Consider the following 22,106-nt stretch of genomic DNA (forward strand, 5'->3'; position numbering starts at 1 on the left):
GCCGCCTAGACTGGAGTCGTTATGCCTGATGCCCGGACCGAGTCCCCGAGTCCTTCCCCAGCCCCCTCCCAGGACCCGGCGTCCCGCCGGCGCCGCCGCCGCAGCCCGGTCGACGATGGGCCCAACCTCGGTGATGTGGCGGCTCGGTTGGAGGGGCTGACAGCGTACGACCGCGAAATGCTCGGGCGGCGGTTGGAGCGGGTTCGGCGTACGAAGGAAGAGCGGAAACGCGCCAACGAGCTGCGCGCAGTGGTGACTGCCGTCGAGCAGGCGGAGCGACGCGTCGACGTCCGGCGCAACGCCGTGCCGGAGATCACCTACCCGGCGGAGCTGCCGGTCAGCCAGCTGAAGGACGAGATCGCCAGCGCGATCCGCGACCACCAGGTCGTGGTCGTCGCGGGTGAGACCGGCTCCGGCAAGACCACCCAGATCCCGAAGATCTGTCTCGAGGTCGGCCGCGGCGTGCACGGCATGATCGGCCACACGCAACCCCGCCGGCTCGCCGCGCGCACAGTCGCGGAACGGATCGCCGAAGAGCTCGGCACCGAGCTGGGCGAGACGATCGGGTTCGCCGTCAGGTTCACCGACAAGGTCAGCGAACGCTCGCTGGTCAAGCTGATGACCGACGGCATCCTGCTGAACGAACTGCAGCGCGACCGCGACCTCACCCGGTACGACACGCTCATCATCGACGAAGCGCACGAGCGCAGTCTGAACATCGACTTCATCCTCGGCTACCTGAAGCGGCTGCTCCCCCGCCGTCCCGACCTCAAGGTCATCATCACCTCCGCGACGATCGACCCGGAGCGGTTCGCGGCGCACTTCGCCGACGCCAACGGCACCCCGGCGCCGATCGTGGAGGTGTCCGGCCGGACGTACCCGGTCGAGGTCAGGTACCGCCCGGTGAACGATCCCGACGACCCGAGCACCATCGACCGCGACCAGACCCAGGCGATCCTGGACGCCGTCGACGAGCTCGAGTACGAGGCGGACGGCGACGTCCTGGTCTTCCTGTCCGGCGAGCGCGAGATCCGCGACACCGCCGACGCGCTGAACGACAAGTACCGCGGCGAACGCCGGACGACGGAGGTCCTCCCGCTCTACGCCAGGCTGTCGAACGCCGAGCAGCACCGCGTCTTCCAGTCGCACTCGAACCGCCGGATCGTGCTCGCCACGAACGTCGCGGAGACCTCGCTGACCGTCCCCGGCATCAAGTACGTCATCGACCCCGGTACGGCCCGGATCTCGCGCTACAGCCACCGTACGAAGGTCCAGCACCTGCCGATCGAACCCGTCTCGCAGGCCAGCGCGAACCAGCGCAAGGGCCGCAGCGGGCGCACCAGCGACGGCATCTGCATCCGGCTGTACTCCGAGGAGAGCTTCACCAACCGACCGGAGTTCACCGACCCGGAGATCCTGCGCACCAATCTCGCATCGGTGATCTTGCAGATGACCGCGATCGGGCTCGGCAACATCGCCGCGTTCCCGTTCATCGACGAACCGGACAAGCGCAGCATCACCGACGGCCTGCAACTGCTTACCGAGCTCGGAGCGATCGAGAACCCGAAGGGCGGGACGCTGACGCCGATCGGCCGGCAGCTCGCCCAGATCCCGCTCGACCCGCGGCTGGCCCGGATGATCGTCGAGGGCGACAAGCACGCCTGCGTCCGCGAGGTGATGGTGATCGCGGCCGCACTCTCGATCCAGGATCCGCGGGAACGTCCCACGGACGCCGAGGCGCAGGCCCAGCAGGCGCACGCCCGGTTCCGCGACCCGAACAGCGACTTCCTCGGTTACCTGAACCTGTGGGCCTATCTGAAGAAGCAGCAGAAGGACCTGTCCGGCAACCAGTTCCGCCGGATGTGCCGCAGCGAGTACCTGAACTATCTGCGCGTCCGTGAATGGCAGGACATCTACGCCCAGCTCCGCCAGGTCGCGTCCCAGATCGGCGTCTCGCTGAACTCCGGCGCCCCGGCGGATCCGCAGAGCGTGCACATCTCGCTGATGTCCGGCCTGCTCAGCCACCTCGGGATGAAGGACCCGGCGAACCAGCACCAGTACCTCGGCGCGCGGGGTACGCGGTTCGCGATCTTCCCGGGCTCCGGGTTGTTCAAGAAGCCGCCGCAGTTCGTGATGGCCGCCGAGCTGGTCGAGACGTCGAAGCTGTGGGCCCGGGTGAACGCGAAGATCGAGCCCGAGTGGGCCGAGGACCTCGCGCCGCATCTGATCAAGCGCTCGTACTCCGAACCGCACTGGGAGCGGAAGGCCGGCGCCGTGATGGCGTACGAGAAGGTGATGCTCTACGGCGTACCGATCGTTGCCCGCCGCAAGGTGAACTACGGCAAGGTCGACCCGGAGACGTCCCGCGAGCTGTTCATCCGGCACGCGCTGGTCGAGGGCGACTGGGACACCCACCACAAGTTCTTCCACGAGAACCGCAAGCTGATCGAAGAGGTCGAGGAGCTCGAGGAGCGGACCCGGCGGCGCGACCTGCTCGTCGACGACGAGACGCTGTTCGCGTTCTACGACGAGCGGATCGGCGCCGAGGTCGTCACCGGGCGGCACTTCGACACCTGGTGGAAGACCGCACGGCAGCGCGACCACGACCTGCTCGACTTCGAGCGTTCGCTGATCGTCCGCGAGGGCGCCGAGGTGAAGGAGGAGGAGTTCCCGCTGCACTGGGTGCAGAACGGGATGACCTTCGACCTCACGTACGCGTTCGAGCCCGGGACCGACGCGGACGGCGTCACCGTTCACATCCCGTTGCTCGTCCTGAACCAGGTCACGGCCGACGGGTTCGAATGGATCGTGCCCGGCTTCCGCGAGGAGCTGGTCACGACCCTGATCAAGTCGCTGCCCAAGGCGGTCCGCCGGAACATCGTGCCGGCCCCGGATCACGCGCGGCAGATCCTCCCGCAGCTCGATCCGGCGTCCGGACCGCTCACCGACGCCATGGCCCGCGAACTGCGCGAGCTGCGCGGCGTGGTCATCGAGCCGGCCGACTGGGACTGGAGCCGGGTGCCCGAGCATCTGCGGATGACGTTCCGGGTCGAGGACGACAAACGGAAGACGGTGGCCGAGGGCAAGGATCTCGCCAGGCTCAAGGAGAAGCTGAAGCCGAAGACGACGGCCGCGATCTCGCAGGTCGCGTCCAAGGCGGTCAGCGGCCTGGAGAAGTCCGGCCTCACCGACTGGACGTTCGGCGATCTCCCGCGGAGCTTCTCCGAGCACCGCAACGGCCTCACCGTCGCGGGGTATCCGGCGCTCGCCGACGAGGGCAAGACGGTCGCGATCCGGCTCCAGGAGACCGAGCGCGACCAGGCCGCCGCGATGTGGGCCGGCACGCGCCGGCTGCTGCTCCTCACGATGCCGTCGGTGATCGACGTCGTGCAGCGTCAGCTCAGCAGTGCGCAGAAGCTGACGCTGATGGCGGGACCGCACCGCAATGTCGGCGAACTGCTCGACGACGCGATCGCCGCCGCCGTCGACCAGTTGATGGCGGCCGCAGGCGGGCCGGCGTGGAATCTGACCGCGTTCTCGATCCTGCGTGACGCTGTACGGTCGGACCTCGCGGACACCGTACTGACGATCCTGCAGCAGGTGGAGCAGGTGCTGGGCCATGTTCGTACGGTCGACAAGCAGATCTCGCGCGCGGCGAGCCCGACGCTGCTCGCCGCACTGTCGGACGTGCGCGGTCAGCTCGAGGCGCTCGTGCATCCAGGCTTCATCACCGAGACCGGCGCACAACGGTTGCCCGACCTGTCCCGGTACCTGCGCGGTATGGAGCAGCGTCTGGACAAGATCGGCGCGAACGCGGCCCGCGACCGTTCGGGGATGGCGATCGTGCAGAACCTGACGGACGAGTACCAGAAGCGCCTCCGCGCGGTGCCGACCGGCAAGTACCCGAGCCCTGGTCTGCTCGAGGTCCGCTGGATGCTCGAGGAACTGCGCGTCAGCCTCTTCGCGCAGACCCTCGGCACGCCGTACCCGATCTCGGAGAAACGCATCCGGAAGGCACTCGCCGAGGCCTAGGAATCGAGTAGGCGGCGGGCGTGTTCGTGGACGGCGGCGCGCAGCTCGGGTGGTTCGAGTATCTCGAAGGGCCAGTAGATGCGGATGACGCCGGAGACGAGCGGGCCCAGTTCGTTCGCGGCGAAGCGGACCTCGCAGGTGTTCTCGTCGATCGGGTCGACGATGCCCTGGCTCGGTGGGATCAGCCGGGCGACCGTCGCGGCGCCGGCCTGTACGCGGACCCGCGCCACGATGTCCCACGGGGCAACTCCGGTGCCCTCGGCAACCAACGCGACGGGGTCGGGCGGATCGTCCAAGTGGTAGCGGGAACCGGTCAGCTCCGGGTTCGCGATGCGGTCGACGCGGAAGGTCCTCCAGGCGTCCCGGTCGCGGTCGCGCGCCACCAGGTACCAGCGTCGGCCGGTGTGGACGATCTGCAACGGCTCGACACTGCGCTCGGACTCGGTGCCGTCGTGGGTGCGGTACCCGAACCTGATGCCCTCGGTGTGCCTGCAGCCAACCGCCAGCGTGACGAGTACACCGCCGTCGACCGGAGGCAGCTCGCCCTGCGGTAGTTGAGTGGTGTGCGCGCCGATCGCGTCGACCTGTTCGCGCAGCCGTACGGGCAGGACCTGGTGGAGCTTGGCCAGCGCGGAGATCGCCGCCTCCTCGACCCCGGAGACCGTCGTCGTGGTTGCCACCCGGAGCCCTACCGCGATCGCGACCGCTTCGGCGTCCTCGAGCAGGAGCGGTGGCAGCCGTCCACCGGGACCGAGGCGATAGCCGCCACCGATCCCCGCCTCGGCCTCGATCGGGTAGCCGAGCGTGCGCAGCCGCGTCATGTCCCGGCGTACGGTCCGGGGTGTGATCTCGAGCCGCGCCGCCAACTCGGCACTGTCCCACTGGGGGCGCGAGTGCAGGAGTGAAAGCAGGCGCAGGAGCCGGGTTGCGGTATCCATCGTTCCAGCAGTATCTCTGAACCTGCGGACCGATCCTGTCCGCAGGTCGCCGTACGGTGAGGTCATGACGACGCTTTCGCAGGATCTCCTGGACCTGTCCGACTTCGCCTGGCAGCGGCTGCGGCAGCGGGTGCAAGGACTGACCGACGACGAGTACTTCTGGGAGCCGTTCGACGGCTGCTGGACGGTGCACAAGACCGACGCCGGGAACACGTTCGACCGGACCCAGATCCCGCCGACGCCGGCACCGTTCACGACGATCGCCTGGCGGATCGCCCACATCGTCGACATCCTCCAGGAGGACCGGACGGCGACCTGGTTCGGGCACCAGCCACTCGCCGACGACGGTCAGCCGCCGGTGCCGGGCTCCGCAGCCGAGGCTCTCACCGCGCTCGACCACTCGTACGCAGTGTGGCGCCGACGGCTCGCCGCGCTCAGCCAGGAGGACCTCGACCGGCCGATGGGAGAGATCGCCGGCCCGTACGCCGAGGACGCGGGAAGCTCGTTCGCGCTGCACATCCTCGACGAACTCATCCATCACGGCGCCGAGGTCGCCACGGTCCGCGACTTCTACCGTGGCCTCCATCCGGACGACCCGTTCGCGGCTGCCCTGGCCGGTGACGTCACTCCGGCCGACCGGCCGGCGCTGGTCGCCGAGGCCGCCGCAGCGCAGCGCTGGGAGGTCGTCCCACAGCTCGCGGAACTGGGGTTCGCTCTCGACGAGCGGACGCCGGACGGCTTCACCGCAGCCCAACTCGCCGCCGGGACCGGATCGCTCGACGTTCTGAAGGTCCTCGTGCAGCGCGGTGCGGACCTGTCGCTGACCGATCCCCGCTTCAACGCCGACGTTCGCGGCTGGGCCGATTGGTTCAAGCAGGCCGCGGTGCTCGAGTACCTCGACGCTCAGGGCACGAACGCGCGCTGAGAGCGGTGCCTGAACTCGCTCGGCGTGAGGTCGTGCGCCGTGGTGAAGCAGCGGGTGAAGTAGGACTGGCTGCTGAAGCCGCAGCGGGTCGCGATCTGCGCGATCGTGGCATTGGTTGCCGCGAGCAAAGATGCCGCGTGCTCCAGGCGGAGGTCCGTGACGAAGGTGGTCGGCGTGATCCCGTAGGCGGTGCGCATCGTGCGGGAGAGGTGCGCAGGGCTGACGCCGGCCAGTTCGAGCAGGCGGGGTACGCCGCCGCGCAGGTTGTCCTCGGCGCGCATCGCCGTACACGCCTTCGCCAGCCAGTCCGGTACGCCGGATGCTCCCGGGTCGCCCGGTACGAGCAGGTCGAGCAGATCGATCCAGAAGCGCAGCAGGTCGTACGTCGCCGGGCCGGCCTGGAACCGTACGAGAGCGTGCTCGAAGACCGGTACCGCGGCCGGCTGGTGGAAGACGATCGGACCGTGGGACGACCATCTCGCGGTCCGGGTCAGGTCGAGGAACCCCAGCCAGATCGAGCTCGGGAACGCGACGTTGACGAACTCGAGCCCGTCCGGCGCCGAGCCGCGCACCGCGTGCCGATCGCTCGGCCGGACCAGCACGACGTCGCCCGCGCGGAGCTCCTCCACTCCCCTGGTCAGCAGGTGCTCGCCCCGCCCGGACACGACCCCCATGAACTCGTGGAAGTCCGCGTGCGTGTGCAGTTCGGTGTCGCGAGCGCGCGCCGGGATCCGCACCCGGGCCGCGTGGAACGGCCGGCCGAACGCGTGCGCCTCGAAGCGCAGGATCTGATCCACCTCAAGACAGTACAAATTCTCGTCGTACCGGTGCTAGTCCTCCGGCTGCTCCGAACCGCACGCTGGAGGCATGTTCGATACCGATGGTTATGTGATCTTCCGTGATGTCATCGACCGAGACCTGATCAAGGAAGTGAACGATCATGTCGAGTGGCTGCAGGCCCGGCACCCCGACGTACGGCCCGAGCAGCTCGGCCACGTCTATCTGCGCGACGACCCGTTCTGGGTCCGGCTGGTGAGTGACGACCGCCTGGTCGACATCGCCGAGAAGTTCGTCGGCCCGGACATCGCGCTGTTCGCCTCGCACTACATCTCCAAGCCGCCGTACTCCGGGCAGCCGGTGCTGTGGCACCAGGACGCCGCGTTCTGGCCGCTCGATCCGATGAAGGTGGTGACGCTCTGGCTGGCCGTCGACCACTCGACGCCGGAGAACGGCTGTGTCCGGGTGATCCCGGGCAGCCACCGCTCCGACGTACTGCGGATGCGCGACAACACCGACGTGGAGAGCGTGCTCGGGAAGGAGATCGCGGTCGAGGTCGACGAGGAGCGGGCCGTCGACATGGTGCTCGCGCCGGGCGACGTCGAGGTGCACCATCCGAACATCGTGCACGGCAGCAACGCGAACACGTCCCCGAACCGGCGCTGCGGCCTCACGATCCGCTACATCCCGACCTCGACGCGGATCACCGACCCGGAGACGCCGTACCCGAGTGCGTTCCACCTGCGCGGCGAGCCGGGAGTGAACAGCTACCAGCCGCGGCCGCAGTACGTCGCGGGCCGGCACTTCCCGTACGCCGGCGCAACCCAGGTCACGGCGCTCTGACAATCGCGCCCTGACATGCGAAAGGCCCGTCTCGCGACGGGCCTTTCGGTCACTCCAGGCAGATCCGGAACGGATGTCCCGCGGGGTCGGCGTAGATCCGCCAACCGCGGGCGTTCTCGGCAGGGGGTGGGTCCAGCGGGTCGAGGGGCTCGGCCCCGAGCGCGACCACGGTCGCGTGCCCGCTGGGCAGGTCCTCGACGATCAGGTCGAGATGGAGATCCTGCGCGTCGGTGCCGGGCCAGGTGGCCGGCACGTACTCCTCCGAGCGCCGGAAGGCCAGCGTCGAGAAGCCGAGCGACGAGCCGGGGCCGGTCAGGCTCCGCCAGTCGTCGTCACCGTTCTCGTCGATGTCCAGTCCCAGCAACGCCGAGTAGAACTGGGCGAGCTCGAGTGGGTCCGGGCAGTCCAGCACCACCGAGCCGAGCCGCCCGGCAGTACTGCCCGGCTGCTCTGCCACCTGCGTCATCTGTCCTCCACATTCTGTTTCGCGTCGGTTCTGCGACCTGCTCCTGGTCGGGGGCAGGTCGGGCCAAGGCCCACTTGTCGGAAGGCCCGGCCGCCTACGATGACAGGTCCCGGGGACCATTTGCATCTTTCGACACGCGTTCTCGCGTTGTGAGCCGGTCGCTGACAGTGAAGCTTCGATGAGGCTACCGGTGATCAGCCGGTACGCCGGTAGCGCGCCGGCGCTCACCGAGCTTGCGGATCTTCGCCCGCGTACCGCAGTCCTCCATCGCGCACCAGCGCCGCGAACCGTTCCGGCTCCGGTCCAGGAACAGCCAGCCGCAGCCGCCGTCGTCGATCGGGCACGCCTTCAGCTGGCGCAGGTCCACGGTCCGCACCAGCTCGACTGCGGTCACCACCAGGCGATCCGGGATCAGCTGCGCCGGCGACGTACCGACGACCAGCTCCGCCACCCCGTGGGCACGATCAGGATCCGGGATCAGCATCGACCGCGCGGCCGCCGCCGACCAGCGCAACATCAAGCGCTCGTACGCAGAACCCTCACTGCGCTTGACGCCGTCGACCGCCACCGTGGCGCCGGCCGCCCGCGGCGCGAGCACCGCGTACGTCGCCTCGCGGATCTCGAGGGTCGCGCGCAGAGCCTTCGCGGCCAGCTCCGGCGCCTGCCGCCAGGTGCCTTCGACGGCGCTGACGTCACGGAGATCGATGAGCTCGATCCGGTGACTCCAGGCGAGCAGCCCGGCGGGCGCCGTGAGGTAGTCGTGCTCCGGATCGCCGCCGCGCAGCCGCGGGCTGACCGTGTTCACCAGGTCGAGGGCGGGGTGACCGCCCACGATGCGGAATTCCGCATGAGAACTGTCGGTCACGGGTGAGACGCTACCACTGTCCGAAATTTGACCGGGATCAGGTGACTCATGCCCCTCTCGTCCCGCCGTGCGACCGCCGCCCTGGTGTTCCTCGGCGTTTCGACCTTCTCCTTCGTGACCATCGAGGTGCTCCCGATCGGTCTGCTGACCGTGATCGCCGACGATCTGGGGCGCTCCCGCTCCCAGGTCGGCCTCCTCGTCACCGGGTACGCCACTGTCGTCGTGCTCGCCTCCCTCCCGCTGGCCCGACTCACCCATCACCTCCCCCGGCGGCTCGTGCTGTCCGGCACGCTCGCAGTCCTGGCGGTCGCCACAGCGCTCTCCGCGGCCGCCCCGACGTACGAGCTGCTGTTCGCCGCCCGGCTGGTGATCGCCCTGTCGCAGGCGCTGTTCTGGTCGATCGCGCCGCCGATCGCGACCGGCCTGTTCCCGCCCGAGTTCCGCGGGCGGGTGGTGGCCCGGCTCGCGATCGGCACGGCGCTGGCCCCGATCCTCGGCATCCCGCTCGGCACCTGGCTCGGTGAGCAGGCTGGCTGGCGAGTGCCGTTCGTGGTGATGACTGTTCTGGGCGCAGTCGCCTGCGTCGGTGTGGTCCTGCTGCTGCCGCGGGCCGAGGTGCAGGACAGTCCGTCCCGGCGGGGCAGCTCCCCCGATCTGCGGCGGTACGTCGTGTTGCTGATCACCTCGGCGGTCGGCGTGACCGGGTTCCTGACGTTCAACACGTACGTCACGCCGTTCCTGCTCGACATCACCAGGTTCTCGTCGGGCCAGCTCGGTCCGATGCTGCTCGCGAGTGGCGCCGGCGGCCTGGCCGGGACGATCATCGTCGGGCGGGTCCTCGACCGGTACCCGTGGGGAGCGACAGTGCTGCCGCTGGGGATCCTGACCGCGGGCCTGTTCGGGCTGTTCGCGCTGGGTCAGGTGCAGGTCGTGGCGGTTGCTCTGATCGCATTGATCGGTCTGGCGTTCAGCGGGCTGGCCGTCGCGACGCAGAGCCGGACGCTGCAGGTCGCTCCAGGCAGTACTGACATGGCCTCTGCCGGGACCAGTTCCGCCTTCAACGTCGGCATCGCGGCCGGCGCGTTCGTCGGTGGCGCGTTGATCGACCACACGAGCGTGCGCGCGGTGGCGCTCGTCGGCGGCTTGCTGACCGCCGTTGCGGCGTTGGTCATGCTGAGCGAGCCCCTCCTGACCCGGCGCCGAACCGTCGTGCCGCACGACCTGTGTGAAGAGCCTGCCTGACACTCCCCTGAAGAGATATTGAAGCCTCTTGACGTAACCCACCGGGCCGCGAACACTTTCGATCATGATTCCGCAGCCCACGGCGCAGCAGGCGCTTCCCGATCAGACCTTCACGCTCGAGTCCGACGCCACGATCGGCCTCGACGACGCCGCGGCCCGCGCGATCGCCGACCAGCTCGCGGTCCAGCTGCGTCGCTCGACCGGGTTCGCGCTCCCGATCCAGGAGGGCACCGGGACGATCGCGCTGTCCACCAAGGGCGCCGAGTCGCTGGGCGCCGAGGGCTACGAGCTCCGCGCAGACGCCTCCGGAGTGGTCGTCACCGCTGCCACCGCGGAGGGCCTGTTCCGCGGCGTCACCACGCTCCGCCAGCTGCTGCCGGCGAAGGCCGACGCCGACACCACGCAGGACGGCCCCTGGGAGATCGCCGGTACGACGATCTCGGACGCCCCGCGCTACAGCTACCGCGGTGTCATGCTCGACGTCACCCGGCACTTCTTCACCGTCGACCAGGTCAAGCACTTCATCGACCTGGTGTCGCGCTACAAGATCAACCAGCTGCACCTGCACCTGTCCGACGACCAGGGCTGGCGGATCCAGGTGGACTCCTGGCCGCGGCTCACGGAGTACGGCGGCAGTCTCCAGGTCGGGGGCGGTGCAGGCGGTTCGTACACGAAGGACGACTACGCCGAGATCGTCCGGTACGCCGGGGAGCACTACATGACCGTCGTACCGGAGATCGACACCCCGGGGCACACCAACGCGGCGCTGGCGTCCTATCCGGAGCTGAACAAGGGTGATGTCGCACCGGAGCTCTACACCGAGACCGAGGTCGGCTTCAGCTCCTTGGCGATCGACAAGGACGTCACGTACGAGTTCCTGGACGAGGTGTTCCGGGAGGTGGCCGAGCAGACGCCTGGCGACCTCCTGCATCTGGGCGGGGACGAGGCCCACTCGACGGAGCACGGGGAGTACCTGACGTTCGTCGCCAAGGCCACCGAGCTCGTCGTGAAGAACGGCAAGCGGGTCATGGGCTGGCACGAGGTCGCTGACGGCACGCTGCCGGCCGGGTCCGTCGTGCAGTACTGGGGCACCGAGGACCCGAAGGCACAGGTCCTCGCGCAGCGGGCGGTGGAGCAGGGCGCGACGCTCGTTCTCTCCCCTGCGAACCGCTCCTACCTGGACATGAAGTACCACGCGGAGACGCCGCTCGGGCTGGACTGGGCCGGGCTGGTCAGTGTGGAGCAGTCCTACAGCTGGAACCCGGCCACGCTGATCCCGAACGTGCCGGCGGACGCGATCGCGGGCGTCGAGGCGCCGCTGTGGACCGAGACGCTCGACGACCTGGCCAAGGTCGAGTTCATGGTCTTCCCGCGGCTGCCCGGGATCGCCGAGCTCGGCTGGTCGTCCGAGGAGGCGCTCGACTGGGAGACGTACCAGGAGAGGCTCGCCGAGGAAGCTCCGCGCTGGGAGGTGCTCGGCGTCAACTTCTACCGGGCGCCGGAGATCGACTGGCGCTAGCTAGCGGTCGAGGACGCGGTCCAGGAGCCAGGCTGTCGACGCGTCCACGTCCTGCTCCGCGACGGTGTGCTGCGTGGCGTCCGCGTCCTGGGCGTCACGCACCTCCAGCCGGTACACGTACCGGTCGGGCTGCGGCCGGCCGGACCCGAGGTCCTTTGCGGCCAGTGCCCGGGCGGCGGACTCCAGCTGGTCCGCGTCCGGCTGGCCCGCGGTGTCGAGCTCGCCACGCCTGGTCAACCCCGCGAAACCACCGCTCCGCGTCACCGTCACAATCATGTCCGTCTCCTTGCTGTTGCGCCTCGTGCAATTGTCCACAGCCGCGCGACACGCCGGGAGATTCGATCAGAATCTTCCGCCCATCACCCGGCGTACCGGTCCATTGTCCTTCGTTGCCAACGCTCCGTCCGGGCGGCCGCTCGCGAAACTGCAGGTCGGCGCGGGAATTGCGCGACCGGGCAGGGTCCCCGGTGACCGGATCCGGGTGTGTACGGACGGTAGCGATTCGCGACAATCAGCGACACGTGTTTGTGGTCACCCCTACCATCAGGCCGCAGAACGGCTACAGTTATGCCGTTGCAGTTTTGGACTCCCTGACTTTTGCTGTGCTGCATGGCCGGTCTGTCGTCTGGGGCCTTTCGGCGACGCGCGGCCCATGAGGTGTGGGTCGCGGATTGTTAATAGCCATCGAGGAGATAGACAAATGGCTGTCGGTACTGTCAAGTGGTTCAACGCTGACAAGGGCTTCGGCTTCATCACCCCGGATGACGGTGGCGCGGACGTGTTCGCGCACTACTCCGCCATCCAGACCTCGGGCTTCCGCTCGCTGGACGAGAACCAGCGGGTCGAGTTCGAGATCACCCAGGGCCAGAAGGGCCTGCAGGCGGAGAACATCCGCCCGATCTGATCCTCGGATCAAACCCTTCCAGCACACGACGAAGGGGCCGCACACCGAATCTGGTGGGCGGCCCCTTCGCCTTTGTCCAGCAGGGGTTCAGAGGGTCGTGCGCAGACGTGGGACGATCTCGGCCGCGACCGTCTCCAGGACGTCCTCCGAGCCGCCGTACACGCCCTCGGCGCGCGGCCAGTGGGCGATCACGTCGGTGAAGCCGAGCGCCGCGGCCCGACCGGCGGCGTCCTCGAACGCCGCCGGGCTGGACAGGGAGTAGATCGCGGTGTCCAGCGACAGGTAGCGGTCGAACTGCCGGCCTTCGACGAGGTCGTCGAGCCGGTGGCTGAGGTCTGCGACCGAGCTGAACCAGCTGTCCAGGTCGTCACCCGCTCCCCCGGTCGTCACCCAGCCGTCGCCGTGCGCGGCGGCGAACCGCAGGGAGCGCGGCCCGTTGCCGGCCAGGATGAACGGCACACGTGGTTGCTGGACGCAACCAGGCAGCGTCCGGCCGTTGCGCGTCTCGTAGTACTCACCCTTGAAGTCCACGCCGTCGGTCGTGAGCAGCGTGTCCAGGAGCTTCACGAACTCCTCGTACCGGTCCTGCCGTTGCCGCGGGGTGAGCGTCGGGCCGCCCTGGATCGTCGCGTCCAGACTGCCGCCGGCGCCGATCCCGCACAGGAAGCGGCCGTCGGAGACGTCGTCGATCGCGAGCACGTCCCGCGTCAGCGCGAGCGGATGGCGGAAGTTCGGCGAGGTGACGAACGTACCGAGCTTGATCGTCGACGTGACCGTTGCCGCGGCAGTCAGCGTCGGCGTCGTCCCGTACCACGGGGAGTCCTGCAGACCGGCCCAGGTCAGGTGGTCGTACGTCCACGCATGGTCGAACCCGTACTCCTCCGCACGCCGCCACCGCGGCGCCGCCTCGCGCCAGCGGTACTCCGGCAGAATCGCAATCCCGAAACGCATGCCCGCACCCTAGCCCGGCGTACCGGTGTGGCCGAAACCACGATTGTTGCGTTTTGCCACGATCTCCGACACCGTCGGAGAACACTTTCCCATCTGACCGACGAGGAGGCGCGCCCACAGCGAGGCGTGATTTACCTGTGGCCATCGAGATCGACCGCCAGGCAGACACCCCCGACAACGCAGCACATCCCGCGATAGCAACCCCACCACCGCCCGGCAGCCGAAGTCACGGTTCCGGACTCGACCGGGTGACCTTCGGCGTCACCGCGGTCATCGCCCTGGCCTTCGTCGCCTGGGGCATCGTCGACGCCACCGGTCTCGGCACGGCGTCCACCTCGGCCCTCGGCTGGGTCGAGCAGAACACCGGCTGGCTGTTCGTCCTGCTGGCCTCCGGCTTCGTCGTGTACGTGATCTGGCTGGCCGCCGGCAAGTACGGGCGGATCCCGCTCGGCCGCGACGACGAGAAGCCCGAGTTCCGGACCGTGTCCTGGGTGGCGATGATGTTCAGCGCCGGCATGGGCATCGGACTGATGTTCTTCGGCGTCAGCGAGCCACTCTCGCACTTCACCAGCCCGCCACCCGGCACCGTCGAGGGCGGATCGTCACAGGCCCTCGAGACTGCGATGGCGACCACCTTGTTCCACTGGACCCTGCACCCGTGGGCGATCTACGCCGTGGTCGGCATCGCGATCGCGTACGGCACGTTCCGCCGCGGACGGTCGCAGCTGATCAGCGCGGCGTTCGCCCCGCTGCTGGGACGACGTACCGAGGGACCGATCGGCAAAGTCATCGACGGGCTCGCGATCTTCGCGACGCTGTTCGGATCGGCCGCGTCGCTCGGGCTCGGAGCGTTGCAGATCGGTTCCGGCGTCCGGATCCTCGGCTGGCTGGACCAGACCGGGAACGGCGTGATGATCGGCGTGATCACGATCCTGACCGCCGCGTTCGTCGCGTCGGCCGTGTCCGGTGTTGCCAAGGGCATCCAGTGGCTGTCGAACATCAACATGGTGCTCGCCGTCGTCCTGGCCGTCTTCGTGTTCGTGGTCGGCCCGACCGTACTGATCCTCAACCTGGTGCCGACCGCGATCGGCGACTACTTCCGCGACCTGGCCGAGATGGCCGCCCGGACCGAGGCGAGCGGCGGCGACGCGATGGCGAAGTGGCTGTCCGGCTGGACGGTCTTCTACTGGGCGTGGTGGATCTCCTGGACGCCGTTCGTCGGCATGTTCATCGCGCGGATCAGCCGCGGGCGGACGATCCGGCAGTTCGTCACCGGCGTGCTGCTGGTGCCGTCGCTGGTGAGCCTGCTGTGGTTCTGCATCTTCGGCGGTACGGCGATCGACATCCAGCGCGGTGGGACCGACATCGCGGGCGCGTCGACGACCGAGGGCCAGTTGTTCGGCATGCTCGACCACATCCCGCTCACCGCGGTGACCACGATCCTGGTCGTCATGCTGGTGGCGATCTTCTTCGTCTCCGGCGCGGACGCGGCGTCGATCGTGATGGGCACCCTGTCCGAACGCGGCGCGATCGAGCCGAAGAAGCCGTTGGTGATCTTCTGGGGCGTACTGACCGGCGCGGTGGCGGCGGTGATGCTGCTCGCCGGCGGCGGCGGATCGGACGCCCTGACCGGCCTGCAGAACCTGACGATCGTGGCGGCGTTGCCGTTCGCGGTGGTGATGGTCGGACTCGCGGTCGCGCTCGCCAAGGACCTGCGCACCGATCCACTGATGCTGCGCGACACGATCGGCTCCGAGGCCGTCGAGGCCGCCGTCATCGAAGGCGTCAGCAACCACGGCGAAGACTTCACCCTCGTCGTCACCGGTACAACCGACGACAGCAAGCAGGACAAGTAGGCATCAGTCGGCGTTGCGCTGCAGGTCGTAGGCGGCCTGCAGCGCTCGCTGGACGACTGCGTGGTTGGCGTCCGGGAGGCGTAGTACGACCTTCTGGTGGGCGTCGAACCGGGGTGGTACGAAGAACAGGTCCGGGTGCTCGCGCAGGAGTTGCTCCCGCTCCTCGTACCCGATCCGGATCACCAGGGAGTCGGCGTCGTGCTGCCGGGCGACCAGACGGCCGTCGAGCGTCCAGCGCAGCGAACCGCCGGCGCTCGACTCCTTCACCCGGTCAAGCGCCTTCGCGATCCGGCCGACCTCCGCCAGGTCCATGACCCCAGCCTGCCACGGTCAGCGGTTCGGCGTCGGGAACGTCGCGAGCGAACTGGTCCCGATGCTTCCCAGCCACACCTTCCCGTCGCGCTCGCGGACGCCGGTCGGCATGTGGAAGTCCGGGTGCTTGGCCCGCAGGTCGTGCACCAGCGTGCCGTTCTCGTCGTACGCCTGGATCTCGATGATGTCCGCGGCCTTCGGCTTCAGCGCGTCCGGCAGCGCCCACACCACCTTCCGCAAGGCGGGGTGCTTCGGCAGCAGCAGATCGAGGACCGCGTTGCGCGGCGAGCCGACCGCGACCCAGATCAGGCCGTCCGAGCCGCGGGCGATGTTGTCCGGCAGGCCCGGGATCGCGGCGATCTGCACCGGCTCGGCACCGTCGGCGGTGAGGTCCAGCTTGTAGAGGCCGTACGTCGCGGTCTCGGCCCAGAAGAGCGTCCGGCGGTCCGTGCTGAGCGCGACGCCGTTCGGGAAGCCGCGGCCGGTCGCGAGCCTGGTGACCTCGCCGTCGGGCGTACGGCGGTACACGCTGCCGGTGGTCGAGTGCTCGAGCAGATCGGCCATCCACTCGTCGATCCCGAACCGGGTCGACGAGTCGGTGAAGTAGATCGTGCCGTCCTCGGTGACGTCCGCGTTGTTGCAGAACCGCATCGGGTGCCCGTCGACGTCGGACAGCAGCGTCGCGATCCGGTTGTCGGTGTCGAGGCTCGGGTCCAGGGTGAGCAGGCCGCGGTTCGCGTCGCAGATCAGGACGTTGCCGTCGGGCAGCCACTCCAGGCCGAGCGGCCGGCCGCCGGTGTCCGCGAGCGTACTGATCGTCCGGCCGTCGGCGGAGACGCGCAGGATGCGACCGTCGTACAGGCCGGTGAGGACGCTGCCGTCGTCGTCGATCAGCGTGTCCTCGGGCCCCTTGCCGGGCAGCGCGACGACCTCGACGTCGACATTGTCCGGATGCCGTACGGGCGGCGCGGGCGGCGGGGTCCAGCGGACAGGCGCGATCGACGACTTCATGCCGCAGACCTTAGCCCGCCGCACCGCTGCGGTCACCAAACGCAACAGCCTGGACCGAACGCGTCGGTCCAGGCTGTCACCGCGTACGTGCCTAGTAGATGACCTCGCCGCGCGCGCGACGGGCGCGCAGCTTCTCGAGGGCCTCGTCGAGGATCTCCTGGGCCTCCTGCTCGGAGCGGCGCTCCTTCACGTAGGCCAGGTGGGTCTTGTAAGGCTCGATCTTCGGCGGCGGAGGCGGGTTGTTCACATCGGTGCTCGTCGGCAGACCGCACCGCGGACAGTCCCACTCCTCCGGGATGGCCGCCTCGACCGCGAACCAGGTCGCGGTCTCGTGCCCGTTCGCACAGAAGAACACGATGCGCTGCCGGGGCGCGGTGTCGCCGCGCTCCGCCTCGCCCATCGGCCCGGCACCGACCCGGCTGCCACGAATCGCACTGCCACCACCAGCCACGGGAACCCGTCCCCCTCAGCCGAGCTTGTACAGCAGGCCGAGCGCGACGATGGCGGCGAACCAGACCAGGCCGACACCGATCGTGATCCGGTCCAGGTTCCGCTCGGCGACCGACGAGCCGCCCAGGCTGGACGACACACCGCCACCGAACAGGTCCGAGAGGCCGCCACCGCGGCCTTTGTGCAGCAGTACCAGCAGCGTCAGGAACAGGCTGCAGACGATCACGACGATCGAGAAAGCGAGAATCACGAGGAGTAGCCTAACTGAAGGTCCAGGTAACGGCAGATGCCGGCGAACTCGTCCACCTGGAGGCTCGCACCTCCGACCAGGCAGCCGTCGACATCCGGTTGGGCCATGATGCCACCTGCACTGGCCATCTTCACCGATCCACCGTAAAGAATCCGTACCGAGTCGGCGACCGAGGGTGAGATTGTCTCCTCGATCCGGCCCCGGATCGCGGCGATCACCTCCTGCGCGTCCTCCGGCGTCGCCACCTCACCGGTCCCGATCGCCCAGACCGGCTCGTACGCGATGACGACCTTGCGGACGTCGTCCTGCTTCAGCCCGGCGAGGCCGCGGTCGACCTGGCCGAGGCAGTGCTCGACGTGACCGTCGGCCTTGCGGATCTCCAGGCCCTCGCCGACACACATGATCGGGGTCAGGCCGGCCTCGAGCGCCTTCGCCGTCTTGGCGTTCACGAGCTCGTCGGTCTCGGCGTGGTACTGCCGGCGCTCCGAGTGGCCGGTCAGTACGTAGCTGCAGCCGAGCTTGGTGAGCATCGCCGCGGAGATCTCGCCGGTGTACGCACCGGAGTCCTTGGTGGAGACGTCCTGGGCGCCGTACTTGATCTTCATCCGGTCACCGTCGACGAGCGTCTGGACGCTGCGGATGTCGGTGAACGGCGGCAGCACCGCCACCTCGACCCGCTCGAAGTCGTGCTTCTTGTCCTGCAGCGTCCACGACAGCTTCTGCAGCAGGTGCACGGCCTCGACGTGGTTGAGGTTCATCTTCCAGTTGCCCGCCATCAACGGCGTACGGGCAGCATCTGCCATGAGTCTCAGTCCTCTTCCAGTACGGCGAGACCCGGGAGCTCCTTGCCCTCCAGGTATTCCAGCGACGCGCCGCCACCGGTGGAGATGTGGCCGAACGCGTCGTCGGCGAAGCCTAGCTGCCGGACGGCGGCCGCGGAGTCACCGCCGCCGACGACACTCAGGCCATCCACCTCGGTCAACGCCTGCGCCACGGCCTTGGTTCCGCCGGCGAACGCGGCCATCTCGAAGACGCCCATCGGGCCGTTCCAGAAGACGGTCTTCGCGTCCGCGACCTCGGCGGCGAAGGCTTTGCCGGAATCGGGGCCGATGTCCAGGCCGAGCTGGTCGGCCGGGATCGCGTCCGCCGCGACCACGGTGGCCGGGGAGTCGCCCTTGAACTCCGGGGCGACCACGATGTCGGTCGGCAGGACGATCTTGTCGCCGGCGTCCTTCAGGTACCCGCGGACGACGTCGAGCTGGTCCTCCTCGAGCAGGCTCTTGCCAACCTCGTGGCCCTGCGCCTTCAGGAACGTGAAGACCATGCCGCCGCCGATCAGCAGCTTGTCGGCCTTGGCGAGCAGGTTGTCGATCACCGCGAGCTTGTCCGACACCTTCGCGCCGCCGAGCACCACCACGTACGGCCGGGCCGGCTCCTCGGTCAGCTTCTTCAGCACGCCGACCTCGGCGAGCACCAGGCCGCCGGCCGCGTGCGGCAGCTTGCGCGCCACGTCGTACACACTGGCCTGCTTGCGGTGCACGACACCGAAGCCGTCGCTGACGAACACGTCCGCGAGCGCCGCGAGCTCCTCGGCCAGCGCGCCGCGCTCGGCCTCGTCCTTGCTCTCCTCGCGGGGGTCGTAGCGAACGTTCTCCAGCAGCAGAACCTCGCCCTCGTCCAGGTCCTGGACCGCGGACTGCGCGGCGTCACCGGTCACGTCGGTGGCGAAGTGGACGGTGATCCCGTCCGGCTGCAGCAGCTCACCGAGCCGCTGGGCGACCGGGGCGAGCGTGAACTCCGGGTTCGGCTTGCCCTTCGGCCGGCCGAGGTGGGCGGTGACGATCACCTTCGCGCCGGCCTTGGCCAGCTTCACCAGGGTCGGCAGCGAGGCCCGGATCCGGCCGTCGTCGCCGATCACGGCGTCCTTGATCGGCACGTTCAGGTCGGACCGGACCAGCACCCGCTGACCGGCCAGGTCGCCCAGATCTTCGATGGTCTTCACAGTTCAGCTTCCTTCAGCTCAAGCACCAACGTCCGAAGAACCGTGCCTTGGGGGCCACAGTTCTCCGGACGCTACGTGATGGGGATCGTCAGAGCGAGGCGCCGACGTGGTTGACCAGGTCGACGAGGCGGTTCGAGTAGCCCCACTCGTTGTCGTACCAGCCGACGACCTTGACCTGGTTGCCGATCACCTTGGTGAGGCCGGAGTCGAAGATGCAGGACGCCGGGTCCGTGACGATGTCGCTGGAGACGATCTCGTCCTCGGTGTAGGTCAGGTAGCCCTTCAGCGAGCCCTCGGCCGCGGCGGCCTTGTAGGCCTCCTTGACCTCCTCGACGGTGACGTCCCGGCCGACGGTGACGGTCAGGTCGGTGGCCGAGCCGGTCGGGACCGGGACGCGCAGCGCGTAACCGTCCAGCTTGCCCTTGAGCTCCGGCAGCACCAGGCCGATCGCCTTCGCGGCACCGGTCGAGGTCGGGACGATGTTCAGCGCGGCGGCGCGGGCGCGGCGCAGGTCCTTGTGCGGGCCGTCCTGCAGGTTCTGGTCCTGGGTGTACGCGTGGATCGTGGTCATCAGACCCTTTTCGATCGTGAACGCGTCGTTGAGGACCTTGGCCAGCGGGGCGATGCAGTTGGTGGTGCAGGACGCGTTCGAGATCACGGTGTGCTTCTCGGCGTCGTACAGGTCGTGGTTCACGCCCATCACCACGGTCAGGTCCTCGTTCTTCGCCGGGGCGGAGATGATGACCTTCTTGGCGCCGTTGTCGGCGTGCGTCTTGGCCTTGGTGGCGTCGGTGAAGAAGCCGGTGGACTCGATCACCACGTCGGCGCCGACGTCGGACCACTTCAGGTTGGCCGGGTCACGCTCGGCGAACGCCTTGAAGCTGTGACCGCTGACGGTGATCTCGTCGTCGGTCGCCGAGACCTCGCCCGGGAAGCGGCCCAGGATCGAGTCGTACTTCAGCAGGTGAGCGAGGGTCTGGTTGTCGGTCAAGTCGTTGACGGCGACGACCTCGATGTCGGCACCGGACGCCTGCACGGCGCGGAAGAAGTTACGGCCGATGCGGCCGAAGCCGTTGATACCTACGCGTACGGTCACGGGACTACGTCTCCTCTGAACTGGCTTTTCACTGCCGCTACAGTCCGAACACTAGCCCAACAGCCCACCTGGCCAACTGGTAGCGTCCACATCAGACCACGTGACGCGTCAGTAGCCGGACGAGCAGACCACCCGGACGGCAAACAGCCCCGGAAAGCTCCGGGGCTGTCAGGTGTATACCAGTTGACCAGCTGGTGCCTGCGAGGCGACTCAGCCGAGCCCGAGCGCGGGGTTCGCGGTCCGCGTCCCGCCCGCGTGCTCACGGGCACCGTCGCCGCCGGCCTCCGGCTTGCCGACACCACCCAGCGGGGCCTGACCGCTGTTCAGCAGGTCGTGCGCGAACGCCGCGTCCCCCGCCTTGCCGACCCGCAGAACCCCAGCCACCTTGTCCAGGCCGGTCGGCGGCGCCTGCACCTCGTTGTCCGGCCAGCCCACCCCCGGCTGACCGTCGGCAACCATCTGGTTCTCACCCTGTGCCTTGGCAGCTGCCTCGGCCGCCTTGCGGGCGTCCTCGGCCTGCATCCGCTCGACCTCGCGCTTGATGCCGTCCTGGATGATCTTGTCGTACGCCTTGGCTTCGTCTTCTGCTGTTCCCATGCCCCAATCCAAGCAACGCGGCAAGCGCCCGGCGCGGGGTCGCAGATAACGATCCGGTCAGGCCGGGTCGAGCATCTCCGGGGTCAGGTTGGCCTCGGTGTTCGGGATGTTCAGGTCGGCGGCGCGCTTGTCCGCCATCGCCAGCAGGCGGCGGATCCGGCCGGCCACCGCGTCCTTGGTGAGGGCCGGCTCGTGCAGCTGTCCGAGCTCCTCGAGGCTGGCCTGCTTGTGTTCCAGGCGAAGCTTGCCGGCGATCTGCAGGTGATCCGGTACGTCGTCGCCGAGGATCTCCAGCGCCCGATCCACACGCGCACCGGCGGCCACCGCTGCTCGGGCCGAACGGCGCAGGTTCGCGTCGTCGAAGTTGGCCAGCCGGTTCGCGGTCGCCCGCACCTCGCGGCGCATCCGGCGCTCCTCCCACGCCAGTACGGACTCGTGTGCCCCCAGCCGGGTGAGCAGCGCGCCGATCGCGTCGCCGTCGCGGATCACCACGCGGTCCACGTTCCGTACCTCGCGGGCCTTGGAGCCGATGCCCAGCCGCCGGGCCGCACCGACCAGCGCCAGCGCCGCCTCGGGCCCGGGGCAGGTGACCTCGAGCGAGGACGACCGGCCGGGCTCCGTCAGCGAGCCGTGCGCCAGGAACGCTCCACGCCACGCGGCCACCGCGTCGCACGAGGCACCTGAAACAACCGCCGGCGGCAGGCCGCGGACCGGACGCCCACGGTTGTCGACCAGACCGGTCTGCCGCGCCAGCGCGTCACCGTCGCGAACCACGCGGACCACGTACTTCGTCTGCTTGCGGATGCCCGACGGCGAGATCACGACGACGTCGGACGGGTGCCCGAAGATCTCGGCGATGTCCTTGCGCAGCCGCCGCGCCGCGGCACCGCTGTCCAATTCGGCCTCCACGACGATCCGCCCCGACACCAGATGCAGCCCGCCGGCAAACCGCAGGATCGACGAAACCTCGGCCTTACGGCAACACGGTTTCGTCACCTGAATGCTGGTCAGCTCGGACTTCACCTGTGCTGTCATCGCCATAGAAAACATCCTCCCACCAATGTCAAAGA

Annotated in this window: 22 protein-coding genes; 7 read left to right on the top strand and 15 right to left on the bottom strand. The window is 68.8% G+C overall.

All coding sequences use genetic code 11. The features are described 5' to 3' along the window. Window positions 1-135: 135 nt before the first annotated feature. Complete coding sequence (gene hrpA, locus ACGFI6_RS24640; protein WP_393122288.1) at window positions 136-4,032, top strand: ATP-dependent RNA helicase HrpA; 3,897 nt, start codon at window positions 136-138, stop codon at window positions 4,030-4,032. Here hrpA and ACGFI6_RS24645 read toward each other — a convergent pair. Next, on the bottom strand, window positions 4,029-4,970 hold the full coding sequence (locus ACGFI6_RS24645) for a helix-turn-helix transcriptional regulator (protein WP_393122290.1): 942 nt from the start codon (window positions 4,968-4,970) through the stop codon (window positions 4,029-4,031). The two genes, hrpA and ACGFI6_RS24645, sit on opposite strands and share 4 nt — an antisense overlap. 64 nt (window positions 4,971-5,034) lie before the next feature. Between ACGFI6_RS24645 and ACGFI6_RS24650 the strand changes: the two genes are divergently transcribed. Then, window positions 5,035-5,895 carry a DinB family protein gene (locus tag ACGFI6_RS24650; RefSeq protein WP_393122292.1) on the top strand — a complete coding sequence of 287 codons (861 nt, stop codon included), beginning with the start codon at window positions 5,035-5,037 and terminating at the stop codon, window positions 5,893-5,895. Here the strand turns inward: ACGFI6_RS24650 and ACGFI6_RS24655 are convergent. Next, window positions 5,874-6,692 carry an AraC family transcriptional regulator gene (locus tag ACGFI6_RS24655; protein ID WP_393122294.1) on the bottom strand — a complete coding sequence of 273 codons (819 nt, stop codon included), beginning with the start codon at window positions 6,690-6,692 and terminating at the stop codon, window positions 5,874-5,876. The genes ACGFI6_RS24650 and ACGFI6_RS24655 overlap by 22 nt on opposite strands. Window positions 6,693-6,762: 70 nt before the next feature. On the opposite strand from ACGFI6_RS24655, the gene ACGFI6_RS24660 reads away from it, so the two are divergent. Further along, window positions 6,763-7,515, top strand: coding sequence for a phytanoyl-CoA dioxygenase family protein (locus ACGFI6_RS24660; RefSeq protein WP_393122296.1), 753 nt, complete (start codon window positions 6,763-6,765; stop codon window positions 7,513-7,515). Between the two features lie 49 nt (window positions 7,516-7,564). Here the strand turns inward: ACGFI6_RS24660 and ACGFI6_RS24665 are convergent, their stop codons facing one another. Both ACGFI6_RS24665 and ACGFI6_RS24670 read right to left on the bottom strand, forming a co-directional pair. Beyond that, entirely contained in the window at window positions 7,565-7,981 is a 417-nt protein-coding gene (locus tag ACGFI6_RS24665) for a VOC family protein (protein WP_393122298.1), read from the bottom strand. Between the two features lie 184 nt (window positions 7,982-8,165). After that, on the bottom strand, window positions 8,166-8,846 hold the full coding sequence (locus tag ACGFI6_RS24670) for a CGNR zinc finger domain-containing protein (protein ID WP_393122300.1): 681 nt from the start codon (window positions 8,844-8,846) through the stop codon (window positions 8,166-8,168). Between the two features lie 48 nt (window positions 8,847-8,894). On the opposite strand from ACGFI6_RS24670, the gene ACGFI6_RS24675 reads away from it, so the two are divergent. Together ACGFI6_RS24675 and ACGFI6_RS24680 are read left to right on the top strand one after the other, a co-directional pair. After that, window positions 8,895-10,088: an MFS transporter gene (locus ACGFI6_RS24675; RefSeq protein WP_393122302.1), complete on the top strand. Its 1,194-nt coding sequence runs from the start codon at window positions 8,895-8,897 to the stop codon at window positions 10,086-10,088. 64 nt (window positions 10,089-10,152) lie between these two features. Next, window positions 10,153-11,607, top strand: coding sequence for a beta-N-acetylhexosaminidase (locus tag ACGFI6_RS24680; RefSeq protein WP_393122303.1), 1,455 nt, complete (start codon window positions 10,153-10,155; stop codon window positions 11,605-11,607). On the opposite strand, the gene ACGFI6_RS24685 is transcribed toward ACGFI6_RS24680, so the two are convergent. Next, on the bottom strand, window positions 11,608-11,883 hold the full coding sequence (locus ACGFI6_RS24685) for a protealysin inhibitor emfourin (RefSeq protein WP_393122305.1): 276 nt from the start codon (window positions 11,881-11,883) through the stop codon (window positions 11,608-11,610). It abuts the gene before it with no gap. A 424-nt stretch (window positions 11,884-12,307) separates the two neighbouring features. Between ACGFI6_RS24685 and ACGFI6_RS24690 the strand changes: the two genes are divergently transcribed. Beyond that, window positions 12,308-12,511: a cold-shock protein gene (locus ACGFI6_RS24690; RefSeq protein ID WP_012921273.1), complete on the top strand. Its 204-nt coding sequence runs from the start codon at window positions 12,308-12,310 to the stop codon at window positions 12,509-12,511. Between the two features lie 87 nt (window positions 12,512-12,598). Here ACGFI6_RS24690 and ACGFI6_RS24695 read toward each other — a convergent pair whose 3' ends face one another. After that, window positions 12,599-13,462 carry an LLM class flavin-dependent oxidoreductase gene (locus ACGFI6_RS24695; protein WP_393122308.1) on the bottom strand — a complete coding sequence of 288 codons (864 nt, stop codon included), beginning with the start codon at window positions 13,460-13,462 and terminating at the stop codon, window positions 12,599-12,601. A 137-nt stretch (window positions 13,463-13,599) separates the two neighbouring features. Between ACGFI6_RS24695 and ACGFI6_RS24700 the strand changes: the two genes are divergently transcribed. Then, complete coding sequence (locus ACGFI6_RS24700; protein WP_393122310.1) at window positions 13,600-15,318, top strand: BCCT family transporter; 1,719 nt, start codon at window positions 13,600-13,602, stop codon at window positions 15,316-15,318. A 3-nt stretch (window positions 15,319-15,321) separates the two neighbouring features. On the opposite strand, the gene ACGFI6_RS24705 is transcribed toward ACGFI6_RS24700, so the two are convergent. From ACGFI6_RS24705 to whiA, 9 genes are all read right to left on the bottom strand, one after another. Continuing rightward, window positions 15,322-15,630 carry a hypothetical protein gene (locus ACGFI6_RS24705; protein ID WP_393122312.1) on the bottom strand — a complete coding sequence of 103 codons (309 nt, stop codon included), beginning with the start codon at window positions 15,628-15,630 and terminating at the stop codon, window positions 15,322-15,324. Between the two features lie 18 nt (window positions 15,631-15,648). Beyond that, window positions 15,649-16,641, bottom strand: coding sequence for an SMP-30/gluconolactonase/LRE family protein (locus ACGFI6_RS24710; RefSeq protein ID WP_393122314.1), 993 nt, complete (start codon window positions 16,639-16,641; stop codon window positions 15,649-15,651). Between the two features lie 91 nt (window positions 16,642-16,732). After that, entirely contained in the window at window positions 16,733-17,092 is a 360-nt protein-coding gene (locus ACGFI6_RS24715) for an RNA polymerase-binding protein RbpA (protein WP_141860545.1), read from the bottom strand. A 15-nt stretch (window positions 17,093-17,107) separates the two neighbouring features. Next, window positions 17,108-17,341 carry a preprotein translocase subunit SecG gene (secG, locus tag ACGFI6_RS24720; RefSeq protein WP_393122316.1) on the bottom strand — a complete coding sequence of 78 codons (234 nt, stop codon included), beginning with the start codon at window positions 17,339-17,341 and terminating at the stop codon, window positions 17,108-17,110. After that, the gene (tpiA, locus tag ACGFI6_RS24725) at window positions 17,338-18,144 is read right to left on the bottom strand and encodes a triose-phosphate isomerase (protein ID WP_393122318.1); all 807 of its coding nucleotides are present in this window, start codon (window positions 18,142-18,144) and stop codon (window positions 17,338-17,340) included. Before tpiA ends, secG begins: the two co-directional genes overlap by 4 nt. 5 nt (window positions 18,145-18,149) lie before the next feature. Further along, on the bottom strand, window positions 18,150-19,343 hold the full coding sequence (locus ACGFI6_RS24730; RefSeq protein WP_393122320.1) for a phosphoglycerate kinase: 1,194 nt from the start codon (window positions 19,341-19,343) through the stop codon (window positions 18,150-18,152). Between the two features lie 88 nt (window positions 19,344-19,431). Further along, complete coding sequence (gene gap, locus ACGFI6_RS24735; protein WP_393122321.1) at window positions 19,432-20,439, bottom strand: type I glyceraldehyde-3-phosphate dehydrogenase; 1,008 nt, start codon at window positions 20,437-20,439, stop codon at window positions 19,432-19,434. A 210-nt stretch (window positions 20,440-20,649) separates the two neighbouring features. Further along, window positions 20,650-21,036: a hypothetical protein gene (locus tag ACGFI6_RS24740; RefSeq protein ID WP_393122323.1), complete on the bottom strand. Its 387-nt coding sequence runs from the start codon at window positions 21,034-21,036 to the stop codon at window positions 20,650-20,652. 57 nt (window positions 21,037-21,093) lie between these two features. Continuing rightward, window positions 21,094-22,077 carry a DNA-binding protein WhiA gene (gene whiA, locus ACGFI6_RS24745; RefSeq protein WP_393122325.1) on the bottom strand — a complete coding sequence of 328 codons (984 nt, stop codon included), beginning with the start codon at window positions 22,075-22,077 and terminating at the stop codon, window positions 21,094-21,096. Window positions 22,078-22,106: the final 29 nt, after the last annotated feature.

Source organism: Kribbella sp. NPDC048928, from assembly GCF_043197975.1.
Lineage (GTDB): Bacteria > Actinomycetota > Actinomycetes > Propionibacteriales > Kribbellaceae > Kribbella.